Raw genomic sequence first — 17497 nt, 5'->3', positions numbered from 1 at the left:
GGAAGCGGGCACGCGGGGCGACACGGCGACCACGCGCAGAGACCGGCGCGCGCCGTTCAACAAGCGCACATCCACACTCCCGGCACAGGTCACGCACACGCCAACCGGCGTCGGAAGAACAGGACCGGCGGTCCGACCACGGGCCGCCGACCCCGCCGACCCCGGCCCGTGACCAGGAGAGACCCATGACCGGCGTCACCACGCTCGACCGTCCTCCCCAGCCCGACGCACCGACCCGCTACAGCGTCTCCCTCGCCCGCGACGAGGCCGACGTGCGGGCCGCCCAGCGGCTGCGCCACGACGTCTTCGCCGGGGAGATGGGCGCCCTGCTCACCACCCCGCAGCCGGGCCACGACATCGACGCCTTCGACGCGTACTGCGACCACCTGCTGGTCCACGACACGGTCACGGGACAGGTCGTCGGCACCTACCGCATGCTCCCGCCGGAGCGCGCCGCGGTCGCCGGACGCCTGTACTCGGAGGGCGAGTTCGACCTCTCCGCGCTGGACCCGATCCGGCCCGGCCTGGTCGAGGTCGGCCGCTCCTGCGTGCACCCCGACCACCGCGACGGCGCCGTCATCGGCCTGATCTGGGCCGGCATAGCCCGCTACATGGTCGACCGCGGCCACGAGTGGCTGGCGGGCTGCTGCTCCATTCCGCTCGCCGACGGCGGCGCCCTCGCGAGTGCCACCTGGGAGCGGGTCCGCACCAAGCACCTGGCCCCCGACGAGTACCGGGTACGGCCGCTGCTGCCGTGGACCCCGGCCGAGCCCGCGGCCGCGCCCGCGCCCCAGGGCCGGGGCGAACTCCCGGCCCTGCTGCGCGGCTACCTCCGCCTCGGCGCCTGGGTGTGCGCGGAACCCGCCCACGACCCCGACTTCGGCGTCGCCGACCTCTACGTCCTGCTGTCGATGCGCCGCGTCAACCCGCGCTACCTCAAGCACTTCCTCTCCCTCGTCCCGGCCTGATGAGCGTCTGGCTGCCCAGCGCGCCCTGCACCCCCGGGGCGTGCGTGGAGCGGACGGGGTCCGTCACCGCCGTACCGCGCGCCGTGCTGCGGCTCACCGCGATGGCGGTCCTGGTCCTCACCGGGATCGCCCTCGCCCCGTTCGGCTGGGGGTGGCGCCGCCTGGGCGGCCGGCTCCCGGCCGGGCTGGTCGGCCGGTGGTGCCGGGCCGTGGTCCGGGCCGCCGGGGTACGGGTGCGCATCACCGGCGCCGCGGTGCCGCGGGGCGGCCTGCTGCTGGTCGCCAACCACATCTCCTGGCTGGACATCCCGCTGCTGGCCGCCGTACGGCCGGCCAGGATGCTCGCCAAGAGCGAGGTGCGCGGCTGGCCCGTCGCGGGCGCGCTGGCCGCCCGCGCGGGCGCCCTGTTCATCGAACGCGACCGGCTGCGCGCCCTGCCGGGCACGGTGGCCCGGATCGCGCAGGCCCTGCGCGACGGCGACGCGGTCGTGGCCTTCCCCGAGGGCAGCACCTGGTGCGGCCGCGGCCGGGGCCGCTTCCACCGCGCGGTCTTCCAGGCCGCCCTCGACGCCGGCGTACCCGTCCAGCCGGTCCGCCTGCACTACCGCCGCACCGACGGCACGGCCAGCACGATCCCCGCCTTCGTCGGCGAGGACACCCTGGCGGCGTCCGTGTGGCGGGTGGTCACGGCGCACGGCCTGACGGCGGAGGTCGACATCCGTCCCGCGATCCCGGCCGGCGCCCTGCCCGACCGCCGTCTGCTGGCCGACACGGCGGACCGGGCCACGGCGGGGGTTCCCGCGGTGGCGTCCGGCGCCATCTGGGACGAACCGCCCTTCCTGATGCGGCACACGCCGTATGCTCCAACCCGATGCGCCGCTACGGATCCGTGATCCGAAGCCGGCACCCTCGGGGGAGGTACGTTGGAACAGTGGGGGCCGCTGGTGCCGGCCGTGGCGGGGGTCTGGCCGCGCGTCGAAGACCGCCTCGCCGGGCACGAGTTGAGCGCACTCGAGGACGAGGTGCTGGCGGGTCTGCGCGCCTACGAGGCGGCGACCGAGCGGGCGGCGGCGGAGGCGCCCGGCGTGACGCCCGAGACGTTCGACGCCGTCGACGACGCGGCGCGCGCCGTGGAGGCCGCGTTACAGGCCCGTCCGCCGCTCGGCCGCTGGCTCGGCGAGGAGTTCGACCGGCTGGCGGACGGACGGGAACGGTTCGGGCCGGAGGCGGCCCCGGACCACTGGACCCCGTTCCTGCGCTCGCTGCTCGTGCCCGTCATGTACGCCACCGACCGCGCCGAGCCGGACGAGGGCGTCGGTCTCGCGGGCTACGGATCCAGGCGCGGTGAACTGTCGTACGGACAGGCCACGGTGAGCGTGCCCGACGACCGCCCGGTGGGCTCGGCCGGCAAACCCCGCTGGTGGCGCCTGCGGTTCCGCCCCGATCCGGCCAAGGACGTGGTGCTCGGCGCGACCGACCGAGCGGACGCCGACGACTTCGCCCGGCGCGTGCGCACGCAGCTCGACCACGGGACCGACCGGAAGGCGCTGGTCTTCGTCCACGGCTACAACGTCACCTTCGCCGACGCCGCGCGACAGGCGGCCCAGATCGCCTACGACCTCAATTTCACCGGCGTGATCCTGCTCTACAGCTGGGCCTCGAAGGGCGCGCTGCTCGACTATCCCGCCGACGGGGAGGCCGTACGACGAGCCGTCCCGTTCTTCCGGACCTTCCTGCGGACCCTCCTCACCGGGACCGGTGTCCATGAGGTCCACGTCATCGCCCACAGCATGGGGAACCGGCTGCTGACCGACGCCCTGGCCGGCCTGGACACCTCCTCGCTGCCGACGGGGTCCGGGCGGCTCGGACACGTCGTGTTCGCCGCACCGGATGTCGACCGCGACGTCTTCTCGCAGCTGCTGCCCGCGATCCTCGGCCAGTCCCGCACCGCCACGCTGTACGTCTCCGACAAGGACCGGGCGCTGTCCGCGGCCCGCAGGCTCGCCGACTTCCCGCGGGCGGGCCAGGGCGGAACCGGCGTGATCGTCGTCCCCGGCCTGGACACCGTCGACGTCACGGAGCTGGGCGCCGATCTGCTCGGCCACTCCTACGTGGCCAACCACGCATCCGTACTCGCCGACCTCCAGGGCCTGTTCCGGCACGGCCGCCGACCGGACGAACGCTTCGGGCTGTCCCGCTCGCCCCATCCCGCGGGCCACTACTGGTCGTTCTCGCCGCAGAACTGACCCGCCCCGACCCACGACCGACGAACAACGACCGACGAACAACGATATCGAGTGACGGACGATGACCCACTTCGTGGACAGCGCGCCCTTCCGATGGACCGAGCCCGGCGCTCTGGAGCTGCGCGATCTGCTGGCCTCGGCGTACTCCCGCTCCGTGCAGGCCGAGCAACTGGCGAAGCGGGCCGGAGTGGCGACGGGGTACGTCAACTGGGAACTCCCCATGATGACCGTCTGGTTCGAGCTCATCGAGACCTCGGCCCACCAGAAGCGGCTGCGTCCCCTGCTGGAAGCCGTCCTCGAAGGGCCCGACCGGGCGGTCGCCGACCGGGTGCGCGAACTGCTGGACACCGAGCCCGTGGTGGCGGCCCCCGCTCCGCCGGCCGGCGCGGCCGACTTCGCGCACTTCGAGGAAGTCGGCGGGCTCGAACGCCAGATCTTCCGCGCGGGCACCTTCCAGGACGTGGCCTTCCTGCGCCGCGGCACCGAACTGGCCACCGCCGTCTGCCGGTTGCGGGTGACGGCGGCCGACGGCACCCGCTACCACGGCACCGCGTTCCGCATCGGGGACGACCTGCTGCTGACCAACCACCACGTGCTGTTCGACGGGACGGGCCGCCCGGCCACGGCGGTGGAGGCCTGGTTCGGCTACGAGGCCGATCTGCACGGACGGGCCCTGGAGCATGTGGCGGTGGACTGCGATCCGGCCACGGCCGTCGGCGAGTCCGGTCCGGACTGGGCCGTCGTCCGCGGCGCGGCACCCCTGCCCGCGGACGCCCTGTGCGTCGCCCTGCCCGAGCGGGTGTCGGTGTCCGTGAACGACAGGGTGTACATCGTCCAGCACCCGCACGGCGGTCCGAAGAAACTCGCCGCCCGTCACAACGTCGTGCGGTACGTGGACGACACCGTGGTCCAGTACTGGACGGACACCGAACAGGGGTCGTCCGGCGCACCGGTCTTCGACGAACGCTGGGAGCTGGTCGCCCTGCACCGGCGCTGGCGCCGAAGCGGCGCGGGTGACACCCCGGCCGAGTTCCGCAACGAGGGGCTGCGGGTCGAGCGGGTCCTCGAAGGGCTCGCGCGCGAGCGGCTGGTGTGAGCCGATGTCCGCGTTGATCGACCAACGCACGTTCGATCTGGGGGACGAACGTGCGAGAAAACTGCTCGATGCGTGCATCAGGGTCTTTGCCACCCCGCACACGGCCCGTCAGATCATTCTCGCCGCCGGCCTGCCGGAGGCCGAGTTCCCGTGGGGCGCCGCCAGCATGGCCGACATCTGGCCCCGGGCCCTCGAACTGGCCGCCCCCGCAGGGCTCCTGCGGGCCCTGGTCGAGGGCGCCGCGCGGCACCCCGAGACCGAAGCCCACCCGGTCTTCGGCTACCTGCTGACCGAGAAGCCGTCCCCGCGGGAAGCGGACCCCTGTTCCGCGTATCTCGTCGCCCACCGCCAACGCACGTTCATGAACCGCCTCACCTTCAGGAGCACGCTGCGCCGGATGGTCCGCGGTGAGGGCGGACGGGTGCTGGCCGTCCAGGGAGCCGACGGTTCCGGCAAGACGCACAGCTGGTTCCTGATCGCGCACGTGCTGGGCAGCCACCCCGTCCGGTGCTGCCGCATCAGGGCCGGGGAGTACCACCCCTTGGTCCGCGTCGTGGACATCGGAGCGATCCTGCGCGAGGAACTCGGCTGGGACATCTCCCTCGACACGAACACCTCGGAGGACAGCCAGGCGCGAAGCCTCGTGAACCAGATCAAGCGAGTGGTGAACGACGAGCACCTCACCTCGGTGCTCGACCAGAGGCGCGGCAGGGAATCGAGGCCGGCCGGGCACTGGCTCGTGATCGACGACTCGATGTCCGTGCGGTTCACCGAGCCCGCCCTCAGAGCCCTCACCCGGCTGGTGGCCGGCGTCGTGGAGGGGGAGTTGGCGGACCGGCTCCGGATCGTGCTGCTCGCCTACGACGGCTGGCTGCCCGTCGATCTGCGGTCCTACGTCTCCTGCGAGGAGTTGGGTCCGCTCACCGGCAAGGACCTGCACGACTACGTCCATGCCGTCGCGAAGGAGACGGGCACACCCCCCGACTTCGACGAGGTGGCCCGCATCGCCAACGAGCTGAGCGGCCTGTCCGGCGGTGCCGACATCGTCGCCGACGCACCCCTGCGCATGACCGACCGGATGCAGCTCGAGATCGCGAAGTGGGCCTGTGCGCGGTACGAGCTGAGCGGCGGTGCACGTGACCGGTGATCAGGACGGCCCGCACGGGGGGAGGCCCGGCCTCGACCGCGACACCTTGCGGCAACGCACCGCGCTGCTCGGCTCGTTCGCCGCGCAGGACCTGATCTCCGGCAGCCTGCGGGATCTGCCCGACGTCGAACCGGACCTACAGGACTTCCTGTTGGAGGACTGCACGCGCGTCACGACCCCCAGGGGTCGGCGGTGGCGCCTGGCGCCGGGGCCCCGCGCCCGCACCCTGGACGGGCTGTGCACCCGCGAACGGCTGCTGGCCGCGGTGCGATCCGCGCCCGAGGTCGACGGGGACCTGGCGCGCTCGTGGACCGAGCGGCTGCTCGAACGTGCCGCTCCACCCCTTGCCGTACAGAGCTTCGACGAGCTGTACACCGCTCTCACGGTCGTCGACTGGTTCGACGACGCCCCGCTGGCCCGGGACGAACTGATCCGCGACGGAGTGGTCTTCCCGGACTCCCGGGACATCGAGCACGCCCTCCATCGGGCCCGGCTGCTCCAGCCGCTGCGCGCCCTGGTCGAGCCCGCGTTCACCGGGCGCTCGGACGAACTGGCCCGGCTCTCGGCCCACCTCGACGACCAGGCGCAGACCGGGCGGCCGCAGCGGCGGGGCGGTGACGCGCCCGGGTCCTGGTTGTTCGTGCACGGGCCCGGCGGCGTCGGGAAGTCGACCCTCGTCGCCCGGTTCGTCCTGGACCGCCTCGACGGCCCCGGGCGCCCGGACGCGGGCAACCGGAGCGATCCGCCGACGCCGACCTCGACGCCGAAGCCGAGCCCGCCCCCGGCCCCCAACGCGGCGCCGACCCCGATGCCCTGCCTGTATCTCACCTTCGACCGGCACGACCTCGTCGCCGAGCGGCCGCTGACCCTCGTCGCGGAGGCCACCCGCCAACTGGGCCTGCTCTACCCCGAACTGGCGCATCGCACCGCGGAGTTGGAGCGGGAACTGGAGATCACGCTCTCCGCCGACCGGCTCACCCGCGCCGAGGACAGCCACTTCAGTCCGCGGGCGGCCCAGCAACGCGACGAACTGACCCTGATCGACGCCTTCGCGGCGCTCGTCACCTCGATCACCGGCGACACCGTACGACCGTGGCTGGTGGCCCTGGACGCCTTCGAGCACGTGCAGCGCAGTGGGCCGGTCGCCGTCCAGCGCCTGGCGGACTTCCTCACCCTGCTCCACCGGGCGCACCCCGGCCTCAGGGTGCTCGCGGCCGGTCGCGCGCCCTTCGAATCGGCCGCGTTCACCCGGCTCCCGCTGGAGGGATTCGACTCCGACACCGCCCGGGTCTTCCTGCGCCACGAGCTGACCCGCGACGCCCCGGCCGGCGAGGACCTCCTGGACACCGCGGCGGACGGGAGGATCGAGGCCATCATCGGCGTCGTCGGCACCAGCCCGCTCAACCTCAAGCTCGGCGCCGCGCTCGTACGGCGCGAGGGCGCCGAGGTCCTCGACGACCGACGGCTGCACGACCGGCTCCACGTCCGCCTGGGGGCCGAGGCGGTGCAGGGTGTGCTCTACCGGCGCATCCTCGACCACCTCGACGATCCCGACCTGCGCCGCATCGCCAGCCCCGGCCTCGTCATGCGCACCCTCACCCCGGAGATCATCCGCGAGGTGCTGGCCGCGCCCTGTGGGCTGGGACACGTGGACGGCGTACGCGCGCGAACCCTGTACGACGCCTTCCGGGCCGAGGCGACGCTCGTCGACGAGGTGCCCGGCGGGGACGCCGTCGTCCACCGCAGCGACGTCCGCCGGCTGATGCTGCCGCTGCTGCGCTCGGAACACCGCTTTGTGGTGGACCGGATCCACCGGACGGCGGTCAGGTACTACGCGCTGCTCGACACGGGTGGCGACCGCCTGGCGAGCCAGGTGGAGGAGCTGTACCACCGCCTCTCCCTGGCCCAGTCGACCCGCACGCTGGACCGGCGCTGGACCGACGCGGCGGGCCCGCTCCTGGAGAGCGCGATGGAGGAACTGCCGGCGCGCGCCCAGGTCTACCTCGCCGAGAAACTGGGCAACTCCGCCACGGCCGACCTGCGGGCCACGGCGGACGACGAGACCTGGGAGCGCCAGGCGCTGCGGGTCGGCAAGGCGCTACTCGCGGCGGACAACCCGGCCGAGGTGGAGGAACTGCTGGCCGAACGGCCCCGGCGCGCCCGCGCCAGCCTCGATCTCACCCATCTGAGCCTGCGGTCCATGCTGGCCCAGCGCCGTCCGGCCCAGGCCTACGAGCTGGTCGGCCGCGCGCTCGAACTCGCCGCGGAGTTCGCCGACCCGGGCGTGTTCATCGACGTGGCCCTCCTCGGCGCCCGCAGCTGCGAGGACCTGGGCCGGTTCGACGAGGCCCTGAACCGTCTGGGCGAGGCGCGGCGGGCGGCCGAGCGGGCGGAGATGGAGATCCGGCTGCTGTCCGTCGCCGCGGCACAGCTCAGGATCCATCGCCGCGCCGGTACGGCCGCCACCGCGGCGGCGAAGGCCCTGCGCGCGGACACCTCGGTGCGGGTGGCCCGCCTGGGCAGGGAGGTCTACCCGCGCCATCCGCTCCTGATCCGCGAACTCGCCGCCGAGATCGGTGACGAGCGGCCGGACCTGGTGTCGTACACCGCGAGGGCGCTGGGTGTCGGGGGCACCGAGAGTGCCGACGACGTCCTGCTCGGCTCCCTCACCGGGGCCGTCCTCGCGGCCCCCGCCGAGGACGAGGGCGCGGCGGGCCCGGGTCACGGCGCCGCCCGCCGGGACCCGGACTCCGACAGCGCGGCGGGCAGGGGCACGGTGCGCGGGAGCGCGTTCACCGTGAGCAGCGTCGGCCGGGGGTATGCCGTCGGAAGCTACCTGGACAGCAATCCCGACGGCGCCGAGCCGTTCAACCGCGCCCTGGTCGACTCCTACCGGCACGAGGTGGACAGCCCGTACACCGCGGACGCCGTCGTCGTCCTGCCCGGATTCGGCGGCAGCACGCTGGTGGACGACGACACCGGGGAGACCGTCTGGGGGACCGGCTCCCGGCGCCTGCTCGACCTGGTCCGGCAGGCCGGCGGCATGGAGCGGCTGGCGGTGACCGCACAGGAGCGGAAGGCGGGGTCCGGGCGGCTACGGCCCGCCGGGCTGCTGCGGGGCCCCGCGTGGGTCCCCCGGGTCGGCGGTCTGGCCCCCTACGATCCGTTGGTCCGGGGGATCCGCTCGGTGGTGCTGCACGACGACGCCGTGCTGGAGTTCGCCTACGACTGGCGGATGTCGGTGGAGAGCTCGGGGCGCCGTCTCGCCGAAGCGGCGCTGCTCCATCTGACGAACTGGCGGGCGCACACCGCGCGGCGGGCCGCCGCCTCGCGCGGGCCCCTCGACGACGGACCCAAGCTGGTGCTGATCGCCCACTCCATGGGCGGCCTGGTCGCCCAGGCGGCGCTGGCCGCACACCCCGAACTGACCCGGTGGACGCGGAACGTCATCACCATCGGCACACCCTTCCGGGGAGTGCCGGGGATCCTGGGTCTCTTCGCGCCGCCGGGCCCCAGGCCGTGGCGGGAGCGGGTCGCGAACCCGCTGGGGAAGGCGGCCCGTTCCATGCCGGGCGTGCACGACCTGCTGCCCGACATGCGCTGCGTGATCACCGACGAGGGGGAGGTGCGCAGGCTCACCCCGAGCGACGTGGTGGCGGCCGGCGGAGACTATGCGCTGGCCCGGGCGGCCCTGACCACCCGTCGAGTACTCCGCGCGGCGGCGGGGAGCCTGCCCCGGCTGCATGTCGTGGTGGGCGTGTCCCAGCCGACGGTGCAGAGCCTGGCCGTGGAGAAGGGCGGCGTCCGGCTGCTGCGCCATGTGCCGGGGCTGCGTGCGGACGGCACCGTGGCGCGCGACGAACTGGGCCGGCCGATGCTCGTCGACGACGGGGGCGACGGCCTGGTGCCGAGGGAGTACGCCGTGCCGGCCGAGGCCGTGACCTGCGTGCCGGTCGTGGGGCAGCACAGCTCGCTGCCCACCAGCAGCACGGTCGTCGACGTGGTCCGCGACATCCTCACCGGCAAGCCCGGCCGGGGTCCCGCGGGCGCCGCCGGTTCGGCCGGGACCGCCGGGTCCGCGCACACCGCGGGGGGCGCCGGTGGGCGTACGCGTCCGGATCCCTCCGAGGGCGGTGCCCCGCTCGCCGCTGCCTTCGGGATCAGCGCGCCCTCCGAGGTCGTCGCCGGTCGCGAGTGGACCCTGACGGTCCTGGGGGCGGAAGCCGGGGCCGTGGCCTGCCGGCTCGTCCACGTCGAGACCGGGGAGGTGGCGGCGCGCCCGCTTCTGGTGCAGGTGGGCGGACAGGCCGGCACCTCGACCGCACGGGTCGTGGTGACCGCTCCCGGGTTCTACGAGGTCGTCGCCCAGACGGCGGGACGGTCCGCGACGGCCCTGGTGGTGGTCACCGACTCCGTGCAGGACGGCTGACCGCGCGGTGGTGGCGGCCGGCCCGGTCAGCCGGAGCCGGCGAGGAAGACGACGAGCAGCACGATGGCCAGGGCGATCGCCGCGGCCACCAGTGCCAGTTGGGTCCGTCCGGTGGGGGTGGGCGCGGCGAGCGCGATGTGCGGGATGGCGAGGGGCTCGGGACCGTCGGCCTGCTGCTCGTCCGCCGTCGGCACCGGTACCGGTACCGGCGTCGACACGGGCACGGACACCGGCGTCGAGACGGGCGTGGACATCGGTGGGGACGGGGGCGTCGACACGGGCGTGGACAGCCGCGGGGCCGGGGGCGGTGGAGCGGGCACGGCGGTCGGGGCGGCGTCGGGCCGGGCTCCGTCGTCGTAGCGCCACCAGCCGCCTTCGAAGAACTCCGGTTCGGGCTCGGGGTCCTGGACGGGGAGGGGGACGGTCGGGGCCTCGCCGTGGTCGGCCGGCGCGAACCCGGTGAGATCGAGGAGGGGCCGCCCGAGGTCGTGTCCCGAGAGGGGATTGTCCAGGAGGGGCCGACCGAGGTCGTGCCCCGCGAGGGGATTGCTGACGAGCGGTCTCAGCACGTCTTCGCCCGGCTCGGCCTCGGGCTGTGGCACGAGGTCCGCCTGCAGATGCACCGGGCAGTCGAGCATCGCGCGGAGCTTCTCCGCGGCGCGACGCACCTGGGGGGTCTCGTGGTGCAGCAGCACCCCCCAGTTGCGGGACTGCGCCGGATCGCGGAAGTCCTTCCGGGACAGGAGCAGGTGATCGGCTCCGGGCCGGTGCAGCCGCGTCCAGAGCGACGCGTCGTGACTGAGGATCACCAACGCCGTGTGGATGACGTGCGAGGGGAAGCGGTCCCGGTGGATGGCCGTGAGGGCGTCCGGCTCCTGGAGCGGCATGCCGGTGGACGTGCTGGCGGCGAACACGGTGCCGCCGGTGCCGGTGGCGGCCGCGGTGTGCACGATCTCGGTCGCGCCGTCGGGGCCGCGCTCGCCCTCCCGCGGCAGCCGGAAGTCGGGGTGCCCGTCCTCGCGGCGCGGCGGCGCCGTCCAGCCCGGAACCGTCATGGCGTCGTAGTCGACGAAGCGCACGGCGCACCCGGGCGTCACCAGGACATTGCCGCTCTGCAGGTCACCGTGGCTGATGCCGGACCGGTGCATCTGGTGCACCTCGCTCGCGAACGAGTGCGTCAGACGGCGCAGTTCGTTCCCGGCCCGGCCCGGCCGCTGTTCGAGCAGGGCGTCGATCCAGTCGGTGAGCCGCGCCCCCGGGACCCACTCCATGAGGACGACCGGCCACCACCGCTGGTGCACCCACAGGCCGTTGTCCATGTAGTGGACCTCGGTCTGCCAGGTTCCGCGGGCACCGCCGAGGCATTCCGAGATCCGGCGGTAGCGCCGCCCGCGGCCGGGCTCCTCGCGCAGGAAGCACTTGAGCGCCCAACTCCGGCCGTCCTCCGGGTCGTCGAGACGGTAGACCGCCCCGAAGCTGCCGCCGTCCGCCCCCGGTTGCCCGTCGGCGCCCAGCCGGGGCACGCACCGCTTCAGGCGGGGCTCCTCGCTGCACTGCTGCAGCCGGGCCACGGCGGACTGGTAGTCGCTCAGATTGGGCCGCTGGCCACCCGGTGTCAGCATGGTCCGCACTCCGCCCGGAGCAGGGTGATGTCGTCGTCCTGGAGCATCCGCCTGGTCCGCTCGGCCTGCACCCAGGCGGTGAACCGCTCGTTCGAGCCGCACACCGTGTCCAGCACCGTCCAGGGCAGGCCGCCTTCCTCGGCGTTCCGCCGCCACCACCGGCCGAGCGCGTCCGTCATCACGTAGAAGACGTCCCGGTCGTGCCAGTGGCCCTCCCGGAAGGCCGGCTTCGGCGCCGCCGGCCGCGGATCGGCCCGGACCACCGGCGGCCGGCGGGGCTGTACGGCCACCGCGTCCACCACACGGTCGGTGCGGACCTGGAACATGCACGCGTCACCCACGGCGACCACCTGCCACTGCCCGCCGCCGGGGACGGCCGCCGGGTCGTCGTCCTGCGTCGCGGCAGGCAGCAGCCGGATGCCCAGGATCGTCGTGGCAGGGCCGCTGTCGAGGCGGCGCAGCGCGATCCAGGACTTCTGGCCGGGGGCCGCGAAACGCTCGGAGAGCGCCTGCCGGCGGCTCGGCCACCGCAGCGCGGCACCGCTTGCGACCGTGTGGAACGCCTTGGCGCTGTGGAAGGCCCGACCGGGGGCGGCACACAGGTCGTCGGCCAGCCGCGTGGCCCACCAGCCGCTCTCTGCCGACCCGCTGCTGCCGTCCGCCACGACCAGGCGGGCCTCTCCCGCGACGCCGGGGGCCGGCAGCACGATCCGTGCGGCGTCCTCGGTCTGCCGCGCGTCCAGACGGGACTTGGGTGCCTGCACCATGACCGAGCCCGCGATCATGCCGGGGTGCCGACGTTCAGGAACAGCATGACCGACTGCATGCTGGCGTTGAAGACGAAGCCGCGGGCGCCCTGCTCCACCTTCATGCCCAGGTCGACCGCGGTGTCGCGCATGTCGGGCGGCAGCACGTCCGAGATGGAGAAGAGCTTCGCCCCCGTCGGGGGAAGGCCCTCGGCGGTGCTGGGGTAGTAGGTGGGGGTCGCGAACTCCGAGGAGATGTGCAGGTTGAACAGGAGGGTGCTGCCGTCGTTGGTGCCGATCGACCGCAACTGCTGTGCGGGGCCCGCCGGGTCGCCGTCCATGGAGTCGCCGTCCGTCAGGTTCAGCACGATCGGCGGGAAGCTGCCGGGATACTCGCTCACCCAGTCGTCGAGCACCCCGTGCGCGTAGCGCAGGGCCTCGCACATCGGGGTGCTGCCGGCCGCGGCGGCCTCCAGCCAGATCGGCAGCTCCGCCACGTGGGTGGTGGTCGTGCCGTCGGGAAGCACGTCGGTGCGGGTGATCCGCTCGTTGCGGATCCTGCCGTGCGGCAGGGCGCTCGCGGGTACGAGGTCACGGCCGGCGAGCGGGCCGCCGAGTGCCGGGCCGACCTTGGCCCCGTAGCCGATGACGGACACGTGGAAGAAGTCCCAGACCTCGTCGATGCCCCGGCAGCACCGGATGATCAGCTCGCGGAGCATGCTGTTGATGGCGTCGGCCAGCGCCATCTGCTTCGACTGGGTCGTGCTGGGCATGGCCGCGCGCATGGAGCTGGACTGGTCGATCAGGAAGACGATGCAGGCGGGATTGGCCCGGCTGATTTCTGCCTCGTACAAGGCGGTTGTTCCCTTCGGTGGTGTGTGTGGAGATCGCTACGGGTGGTGGTCGGTGCGGCGCCACGTGGTCAGGCGGCCGTCGACGAGGCCGACGTGCAGGCGGTCCTGTGCGACCGTCACGTGCACGGGGCGCGTCCCGTCAGGAGGGAGCGGCCTCAACTCCGCACCGCTGCGGACGTCCAGACACCGCACGCGGTCCGCGCCGCAGACGTACACGACCCCGTCGTGGACGGCCGGCGCGCTGCGTCCGTCCGCGTCGGTGGCGGTCCGCCACAACGGCTCCCACCGCTCGACCGACCGCGCCATCACGACGCCCGCGTGGTCGATCACCAGCAGTACGTCGCCGTACAGCACGGGTGGCGCGGTGATCGGCTGGGCGGACGCCTCCCAGCGGCGGCGCGAGGTCCCGCGGAAGTCCAGGCAGTGGACCGTGCCCCCGGCGTCGCCGACGCAGACACCGTCCGGCGTGGTCACCGGGGTGCAGCCGGCGGAGTCCCAGCCGGGCAGCGGCGAACGGGTCTCACCCGTGTGCGGCCGTACGGAGATCAGGCCGCGGCGTTCGGTGGGGACCCAGACCTGCGAGCTGTCGGTGGTGAGCGGGGAGACCACGGGCTCGTCCAGCGCGAGCACGCGTTCCCCGCGGTCCGCCGGGCCGGTCCGGCCCCCCGGGAACCGGAACAGGCCGTGGGTGGTGCCGACCAGCAGGGTCTCGTCCAGGACGACGGGGGAGTGCGGGCCGGGATCGCCGTCGAGCTCCAGGTGCGTCTCGTGGCCGGCCTGCTGGAGGTCGTATCCGCTCAGCAGGCCCTCCCGCTGCGCGAACCACAGGCGGCCGCCCCATCGGACGGGCCGTGACTCGGCGGTCCCGCGCAGCGTGAGACCCGCCAGGAGTTCGCCGGTGTGGGCGTCGAGCAGCTGCGCGGTACCGCCGCAGGTGACCAGGAGCTGTCCCCCCAGCAGCGCGGGCGGCGACAGCAGCGGGCCGCCCGTTCTCCTGGACCACAGCGGCTGCCAAGCCGTTCCCGTCCCTGTTCCTGTCCCCGGTCCCGTCCGCGTTCCCGGTCCCGTCGCCGTCCCCGATCCTGTCCCCGGTCCTGTGGGGGCGGCCGATGTCCGGGTCGGTGCGGCGGAGTTCGGGGTCGGGTCGGGACGCGCGGGATGCGTACGGTCGTGGCGGGCGGGCCCGGTGTCGGCGAGCGGTCCGGCCTGGGTCTGTGCCGGTGCCTGGGCTTGCGCTGCTGTCTGCGCCGGTGCCGGTGCCGGTACCTGGGCCTGCGCCCGCGCCGGTGCGGTGGCTGCCGGGGCGCGCGTCACCACCGTACGGGGGTCGGGGTCCGTGCCCGGCGCGGCACTCTCGCGTGGCGGCCCCTGCCGCGCGGACACGGTGCGCAGGTACTCGGTCCAGGCCAGCTGGTACCGGACCAGGCGCCTTCGGCTCCACAGGGGCGCCCCGGACAGCCACCGCAGTCTCCGGGTGCTCGGCCGTGCCCAGCGCCGGTGCCGGAGCGAGCGCCGTACGGCTCTGCGCGCCCGCGCGCCGGCGTTCCCGTACTTCGACGCCCAGGCGGCGAGGGCGTCGGCCGCCTCCCGTGACACGGTGCACCGGGTCAGGGCGTCGATGAGATCCGTGGTGGGGAAGAGCAGACGCCCGGTGCAGGCGAAGGACAGGAGCGCGCCCACCGCGTACACGCTGCTGGAGCGGCCCGCCCGGGATCCCGAGCGGCGCAGTTCCGGCGCCAGCCAGTCGGGGTCGGCCCACAGCAGCGGCGCCCGTCGGCCGGTCCCCGGCCGGCCCTCCGGCTCGTGGAGAAGACCACGGAGCGTCAGCGCGATGTGTACGTCGGCCACGAAGACCCGCTCGCCGGTGAGGAAGACGTTCGACGGCTTGAGGCCGGCGAGGGAGAGACCGTGGGCGTGCAGATCCCGGATGAGCCCCGTGAGTTGCCACAGCAGGTACAGGGCCGCCTCCGCCGGAAGCGGAGCGACGGCGACGGCGCTGCTCAGGCTGACGGCGGGACGGCAGTCCGCCGCGTCGGTCACCGGGCTGGCGGTGAGCCAAGGGGTGGCGATCCACGCGCGCTGCGCGCCGTCGTCGTATCCGACCCTCAACGGCCGTACGCACCGGGCCCATGGCGTGTCGCGCGCCTTGCCGAGCCGCTGGAGTTCGGCGAGGGCCACCTCCGCTCTCGCGGCGGTCGTCCGGGGCGGTCCCCAGCCGGGGTGCAGCGCCTTCACCGCCACGTATCTGCCGTCCTCGGCGACTGCCAGATAGGTGTCGCCGAGCGTTCCTCCGCCCGCCCGGTGCACGAGGCGGAACCCCCCGAGTGAACTCATCCCTGTCTCCCCCTGTGGCGGTGGTGCCGGATCATCCGCTCCACGGCGTCCGGCCGAATCCGCTCGCGTCGCGGACCGGGCCGTTCTCGTTCTCCCGCGGGTGCGGACGTGGGGGCAGCAGGTCCGTGGGCGAGGACGACGGGTCCGGGATGCGCAGCGCCTCGACGGTGCGGTTCCAGGTGCCGATGTAGGCGTGGCCGCGTGCGATGAGCGGCGGCGCATGCACCGTGCCCGGGGCGCGATGCGTCCAGCGCACGGCGCCGGTGCGGGCGTCGACCGCCGTCAGCACGTCGTCGACGCTGACGTAGAGGCCGCCGTCGTACGGGACGGGAACGCACCTGAGCCGCCCGGAGGTGGTCAGTTGCCACTTCAGGGCGCCGGTGCGGGCGTCGTGGGCCCACACGGTGCCGCCGGCCGTGCCCAGGCAGACCAGGTCCCGGACGACGACGGGCCCCGTGCAGGCGGCGGTCCTTCTCTCGTGCCGCCACCGCTCCTGTGCCGTCCGTGCGTCGATCGCGTACAGCGACCCGGTCCGGTCGGCGAGGAAGAGGGTGTCCCGGTCCAGGGCCGGGGCGCCGACGATGTCCCGCAGTTGCGGGAGGGCTTCGGCGCTGTCGCCGGTGTCCAGCGCCAGGGCCTGGAGACTGCCCTGCCAGCCCGAGGCGTAGCCCCGGTCGGCCGCGACGACGGGGCGGTCGAAGACCGGTCCGTGCCCGCGATCGCTGATCCAGAGCGGGGCGCCGGTGTGGACGCTGATGCAGTGGATCGCTCCGTCCCGCGCGCCGGCCAGTACGCGATCGCCGCGGACGACCGGGGCGAAGAGGGCGTTGTCGCCTGCGGGGTAGGTCCATCGCGTGGACCCGTCGCGCGTGTCCAGGGCCAGCAGGGTGCGGTCGGAGCAGGGGACGAACAGCATGCCGTGGCCGGCCGCGGGCGTGGACTCGATCCGCGCCGCGAGGTCGCGTTTCCATGTCGGCGTGCCGTCCCGCGCGTCGAGCAGTCGGACGGAGCCGTCCAGGGAGCAGACCGCGATGCCGTGGCCCACGTCCACCGGCGAGGTGAAGTAGGCGCGCCCGCTGAGTTCATGGACCCACCGGACCTCCGGCTCGGCCGGGGCGGCGGTCAGGGGGCGGGTCGGCCGGCCCGGGATGAAGGCCCGTGAGCGCTCCGCGTGCTGGAGCACCTGGGCGCGGGCGGTGTTCGACAGCCAGGTGGCGCTGCCCGTCGCCTCCTTGCGCGGACGCACTCCGATCCGCGCCAGGCGGTGCAGGAGGTCGCGCGCGGTGATGCGGTCCTCGGGGTCCGCCCTGGTGCACTCGACCACCAGCTCGCGCAGTGAGCCCGCCAGCCCGTCGAACGCGTCGTCGGGGAACCGGGCCGGCCGTCCCAGCCGGCCCTGGTGCAGATCGGGCCGTGGCGCCTGCACACCCGAGGCGGCGTAGGCGAGCGTCAGGCCGAGGGCGAACATGTCGCTGGGGTGCCCCGCTTCTCCGTACTGCTGCTCCGGTGCCATGTACGCGTCGGTGCCCACCGTCATGGCCGGATTCGTCTTCGTCCGGTCCAGCTTGCGGGCCACACCGAAGTCGATGAGGCGCAGGGATCCGTCCGCCGCGCTCAGGACGAGGATGTTGGACGGCTTGAGATCGCGGTGCACGATGTTGTGCGTCTTGAGGCGGATCAGGATCGAAGCGATCTCGGCGGCCAGGCGGAGCACCGCCATGGTCTCCAGTGGACCGTGAATGGACACCAGTGACCGCAGATCGAGGCTGGGAAAGTATTCGGTCGCGAACCAGGGCGAGTCATGGTCCGGATCGCAGTCGAGAAGCCGGAGCGTACCGGACGCATTCAGCTCGATAAGGGCTTCGATTTCCAGGCGGAAGAGGCGTCGGACATATTCGTCGGACGACTGGTCCCGACGCAGCACCTTTACGGCCGCGAGCAGGGAACCGGTCGTCTTCCGTCCGGTGCCGGCCAGATAGACATTGGCCATGCCGCCGGAGCCCAGTACGGCAAGCATGGTGAAATCACCCAGATGTGACGGGTCGTCAGCGCGCA

General features: G+C 73.7%; 11 protein-coding genes. 6 read left to right on the top strand and 5 right to left on the bottom strand.

The window, feature by feature from the left end; all coding sequences use genetic code 11:
• Positions 1-185: 185 nt before the first annotated feature.
• The 6 genes from WN71_RS35455 (at position 186) to WN71_RS35430 (ending at position 9886) form a co-directional block, all read left to right on the top strand.
• The gene (locus tag WN71_RS35455; protein ID WP_046585562.1) at positions 186-968 is read left to right on the top strand and encodes a GNAT family N-acetyltransferase; all 783 of its coding nucleotides are present in this window, start codon (positions 186-188) and stop codon (positions 966-968) included.
• Positions 968-1861: a lysophospholipid acyltransferase family protein gene (locus tag WN71_RS35450; RefSeq protein WP_079178373.1), complete on the top strand. Its 894-nt coding sequence runs from the start codon at positions 968-970 to the stop codon at positions 1859-1861. The genes WN71_RS35455 and WN71_RS35450 overlap by 1 nt, the downstream gene beginning before the upstream one ends.
• 30 nt (positions 1862-1891) lie before the next feature.
• Positions 1892-3214 carry an alpha/beta hydrolase gene (locus WN71_RS40470; RefSeq protein ID WP_079178372.1) on the top strand — a complete coding sequence of 441 codons (1323 nt, stop codon included), beginning with the start codon at positions 1892-1894 and terminating at the stop codon, positions 3212-3214.
• A gap of 61 nt (positions 3215-3275) precedes the next feature.
• A complete protein-coding gene (locus WN71_RS35440) occupies positions 3276-4310 on the top strand; it encodes a trypsin-like peptidase domain-containing protein (RefSeq protein WP_046585559.1) in 1035 nt (344 codons plus the stop codon).
• 4 nt (positions 4311-4314) lie between these two features.
• Positions 4315-5457: an effector-associated domain EAD1-containing protein gene (locus tag WN71_RS35435; protein WP_046585557.1), complete on the top strand. Its 1143-nt coding sequence runs from the start codon at positions 4315-4317 to the stop codon at positions 5455-5457.
• The gene (locus WN71_RS35430; RefSeq protein WP_143074922.1) at positions 5447-9886 is read left to right on the top strand and encodes a hypothetical protein; all 4440 of its coding nucleotides are present in this window, start codon (positions 5447-5449) and stop codon (positions 9884-9886) included. Before WN71_RS35435 ends, WN71_RS35430 begins: the two co-directional genes overlap by 11 nt.
• Positions 9887-9912: 26 nt before the next feature.
• Here WN71_RS35430 and WN71_RS35425 read toward each other — a convergent pair whose 3' ends face one another.
• Genes WN71_RS35425 through WN71_RS35405 form a run of 5 tightly spaced genes read right to left on the bottom strand, consistent with a single transcriptional unit; the run spans position 9913 to position 17432 of the window.
• Positions 9913-11508: a protein kinase family protein gene (locus WN71_RS35425; RefSeq protein ID WP_046585551.1), complete on the bottom strand. Its 1596-nt coding sequence runs from the start codon at positions 11506-11508 to the stop codon at positions 9913-9915.
• Entirely contained in the window at positions 11502-12275 is a 774-nt protein-coding gene (locus WN71_RS35420; protein WP_143074921.1) for a hypothetical protein, read from the bottom strand. The genes WN71_RS35425 and WN71_RS35420 overlap by 7 nt, the downstream gene beginning before the upstream one ends.
• Before the next feature lie 14 nt (positions 12276-12289).
• Positions 12290-13108: a vWA domain-containing protein gene (locus WN71_RS35415; protein ID WP_046585548.1), complete on the bottom strand. Its 819-nt coding sequence runs from the start codon at positions 13106-13108 to the stop codon at positions 12290-12292.
• Positions 13109-13144: 36 nt separating this feature from the next.
• Positions 13145-15442 (bottom strand): outer membrane protein assembly factor BamB family protein, encoded by a 2298-nt coding sequence (locus WN71_RS35410; RefSeq protein WP_046585546.1) that lies wholly within the window; start codon positions 15440-15442, stop codon positions 13145-13147.
• A gap of 31 nt (positions 15443-15473) precedes the next feature.
• The gene (locus WN71_RS35405; protein ID WP_240529880.1) at positions 15474-17432 is read right to left on the bottom strand and encodes an outer membrane protein assembly factor BamB family protein; all 1959 of its coding nucleotides are present in this window, start codon (positions 17430-17432) and stop codon (positions 15474-15476) included.
• Positions 17433-17497 lie beyond the last annotated feature (65 nt).

This window comes from Streptomyces mangrovisoli, from assembly GCF_000974985.2.
GTDB lineage: Bacteria > Actinomycetota > Actinomycetes > Streptomycetales > Streptomycetaceae > Streptomyces > Streptomyces mangrovisoli.
This window is presented reverse-complemented; position numbering and strand designations above follow the sequence as displayed.

Excerpts from the sequence above, each read along its gene's own strand:
- WN71_RS35455 (WP_046585562.1), top strand. The coding sequence starts at position 186 with ATGACCGGCGTCACCACGCTCGACCGTCCTCCCCAGCCCGACGCACCG.
- WN71_RS35450 (WP_079178373.1), top strand. The coding sequence starts at position 968 with ATGAGCGTCTGGCTGCCCAGCGCGCCCTGCACCCCCGGGGCGTGCGTG.
- WN71_RS35440 (WP_046585559.1), top strand. The coding sequence starts at position 3,276 with ATGACCCACTTCGTGGACAGCGCGCCCTTCCGATGGACCGAGCCCGGC.
- WN71_RS35435 (WP_046585557.1), top strand. The coding sequence starts at position 4,315 with ATGTCCGCGTTGATCGACCAACGCACGTTCGATCTGGGGGACGAACGT.
- WN71_RS35425 (WP_046585551.1), bottom strand. The coding sequence starts at position 11,508 with ATGCTGACACCGGGTGGCCAGCGGCCCAATCTGAGCGACTACCAGTCC.
- WN71_RS35420 (WP_143074921.1), bottom strand. The coding sequence starts at position 12,275 with ATGGTGCAGGCACCCAAGTCCCGTCTGGACGCGCGGCAGACCGAGGAC.
- WN71_RS35410 (WP_046585546.1), bottom strand. The coding sequence starts at position 15,442 with ATGAGTTCACTCGGGGGGTTCCGCCTCGTGCACCGGGCGGGCGGAGGA.
- WN71_RS35405 (WP_240529880.1), bottom strand. The coding sequence starts at position 17,432 with ATGGCCAATGTCTATCTGGCCGGCACCGGACGGAAGACGACCGGTTCC.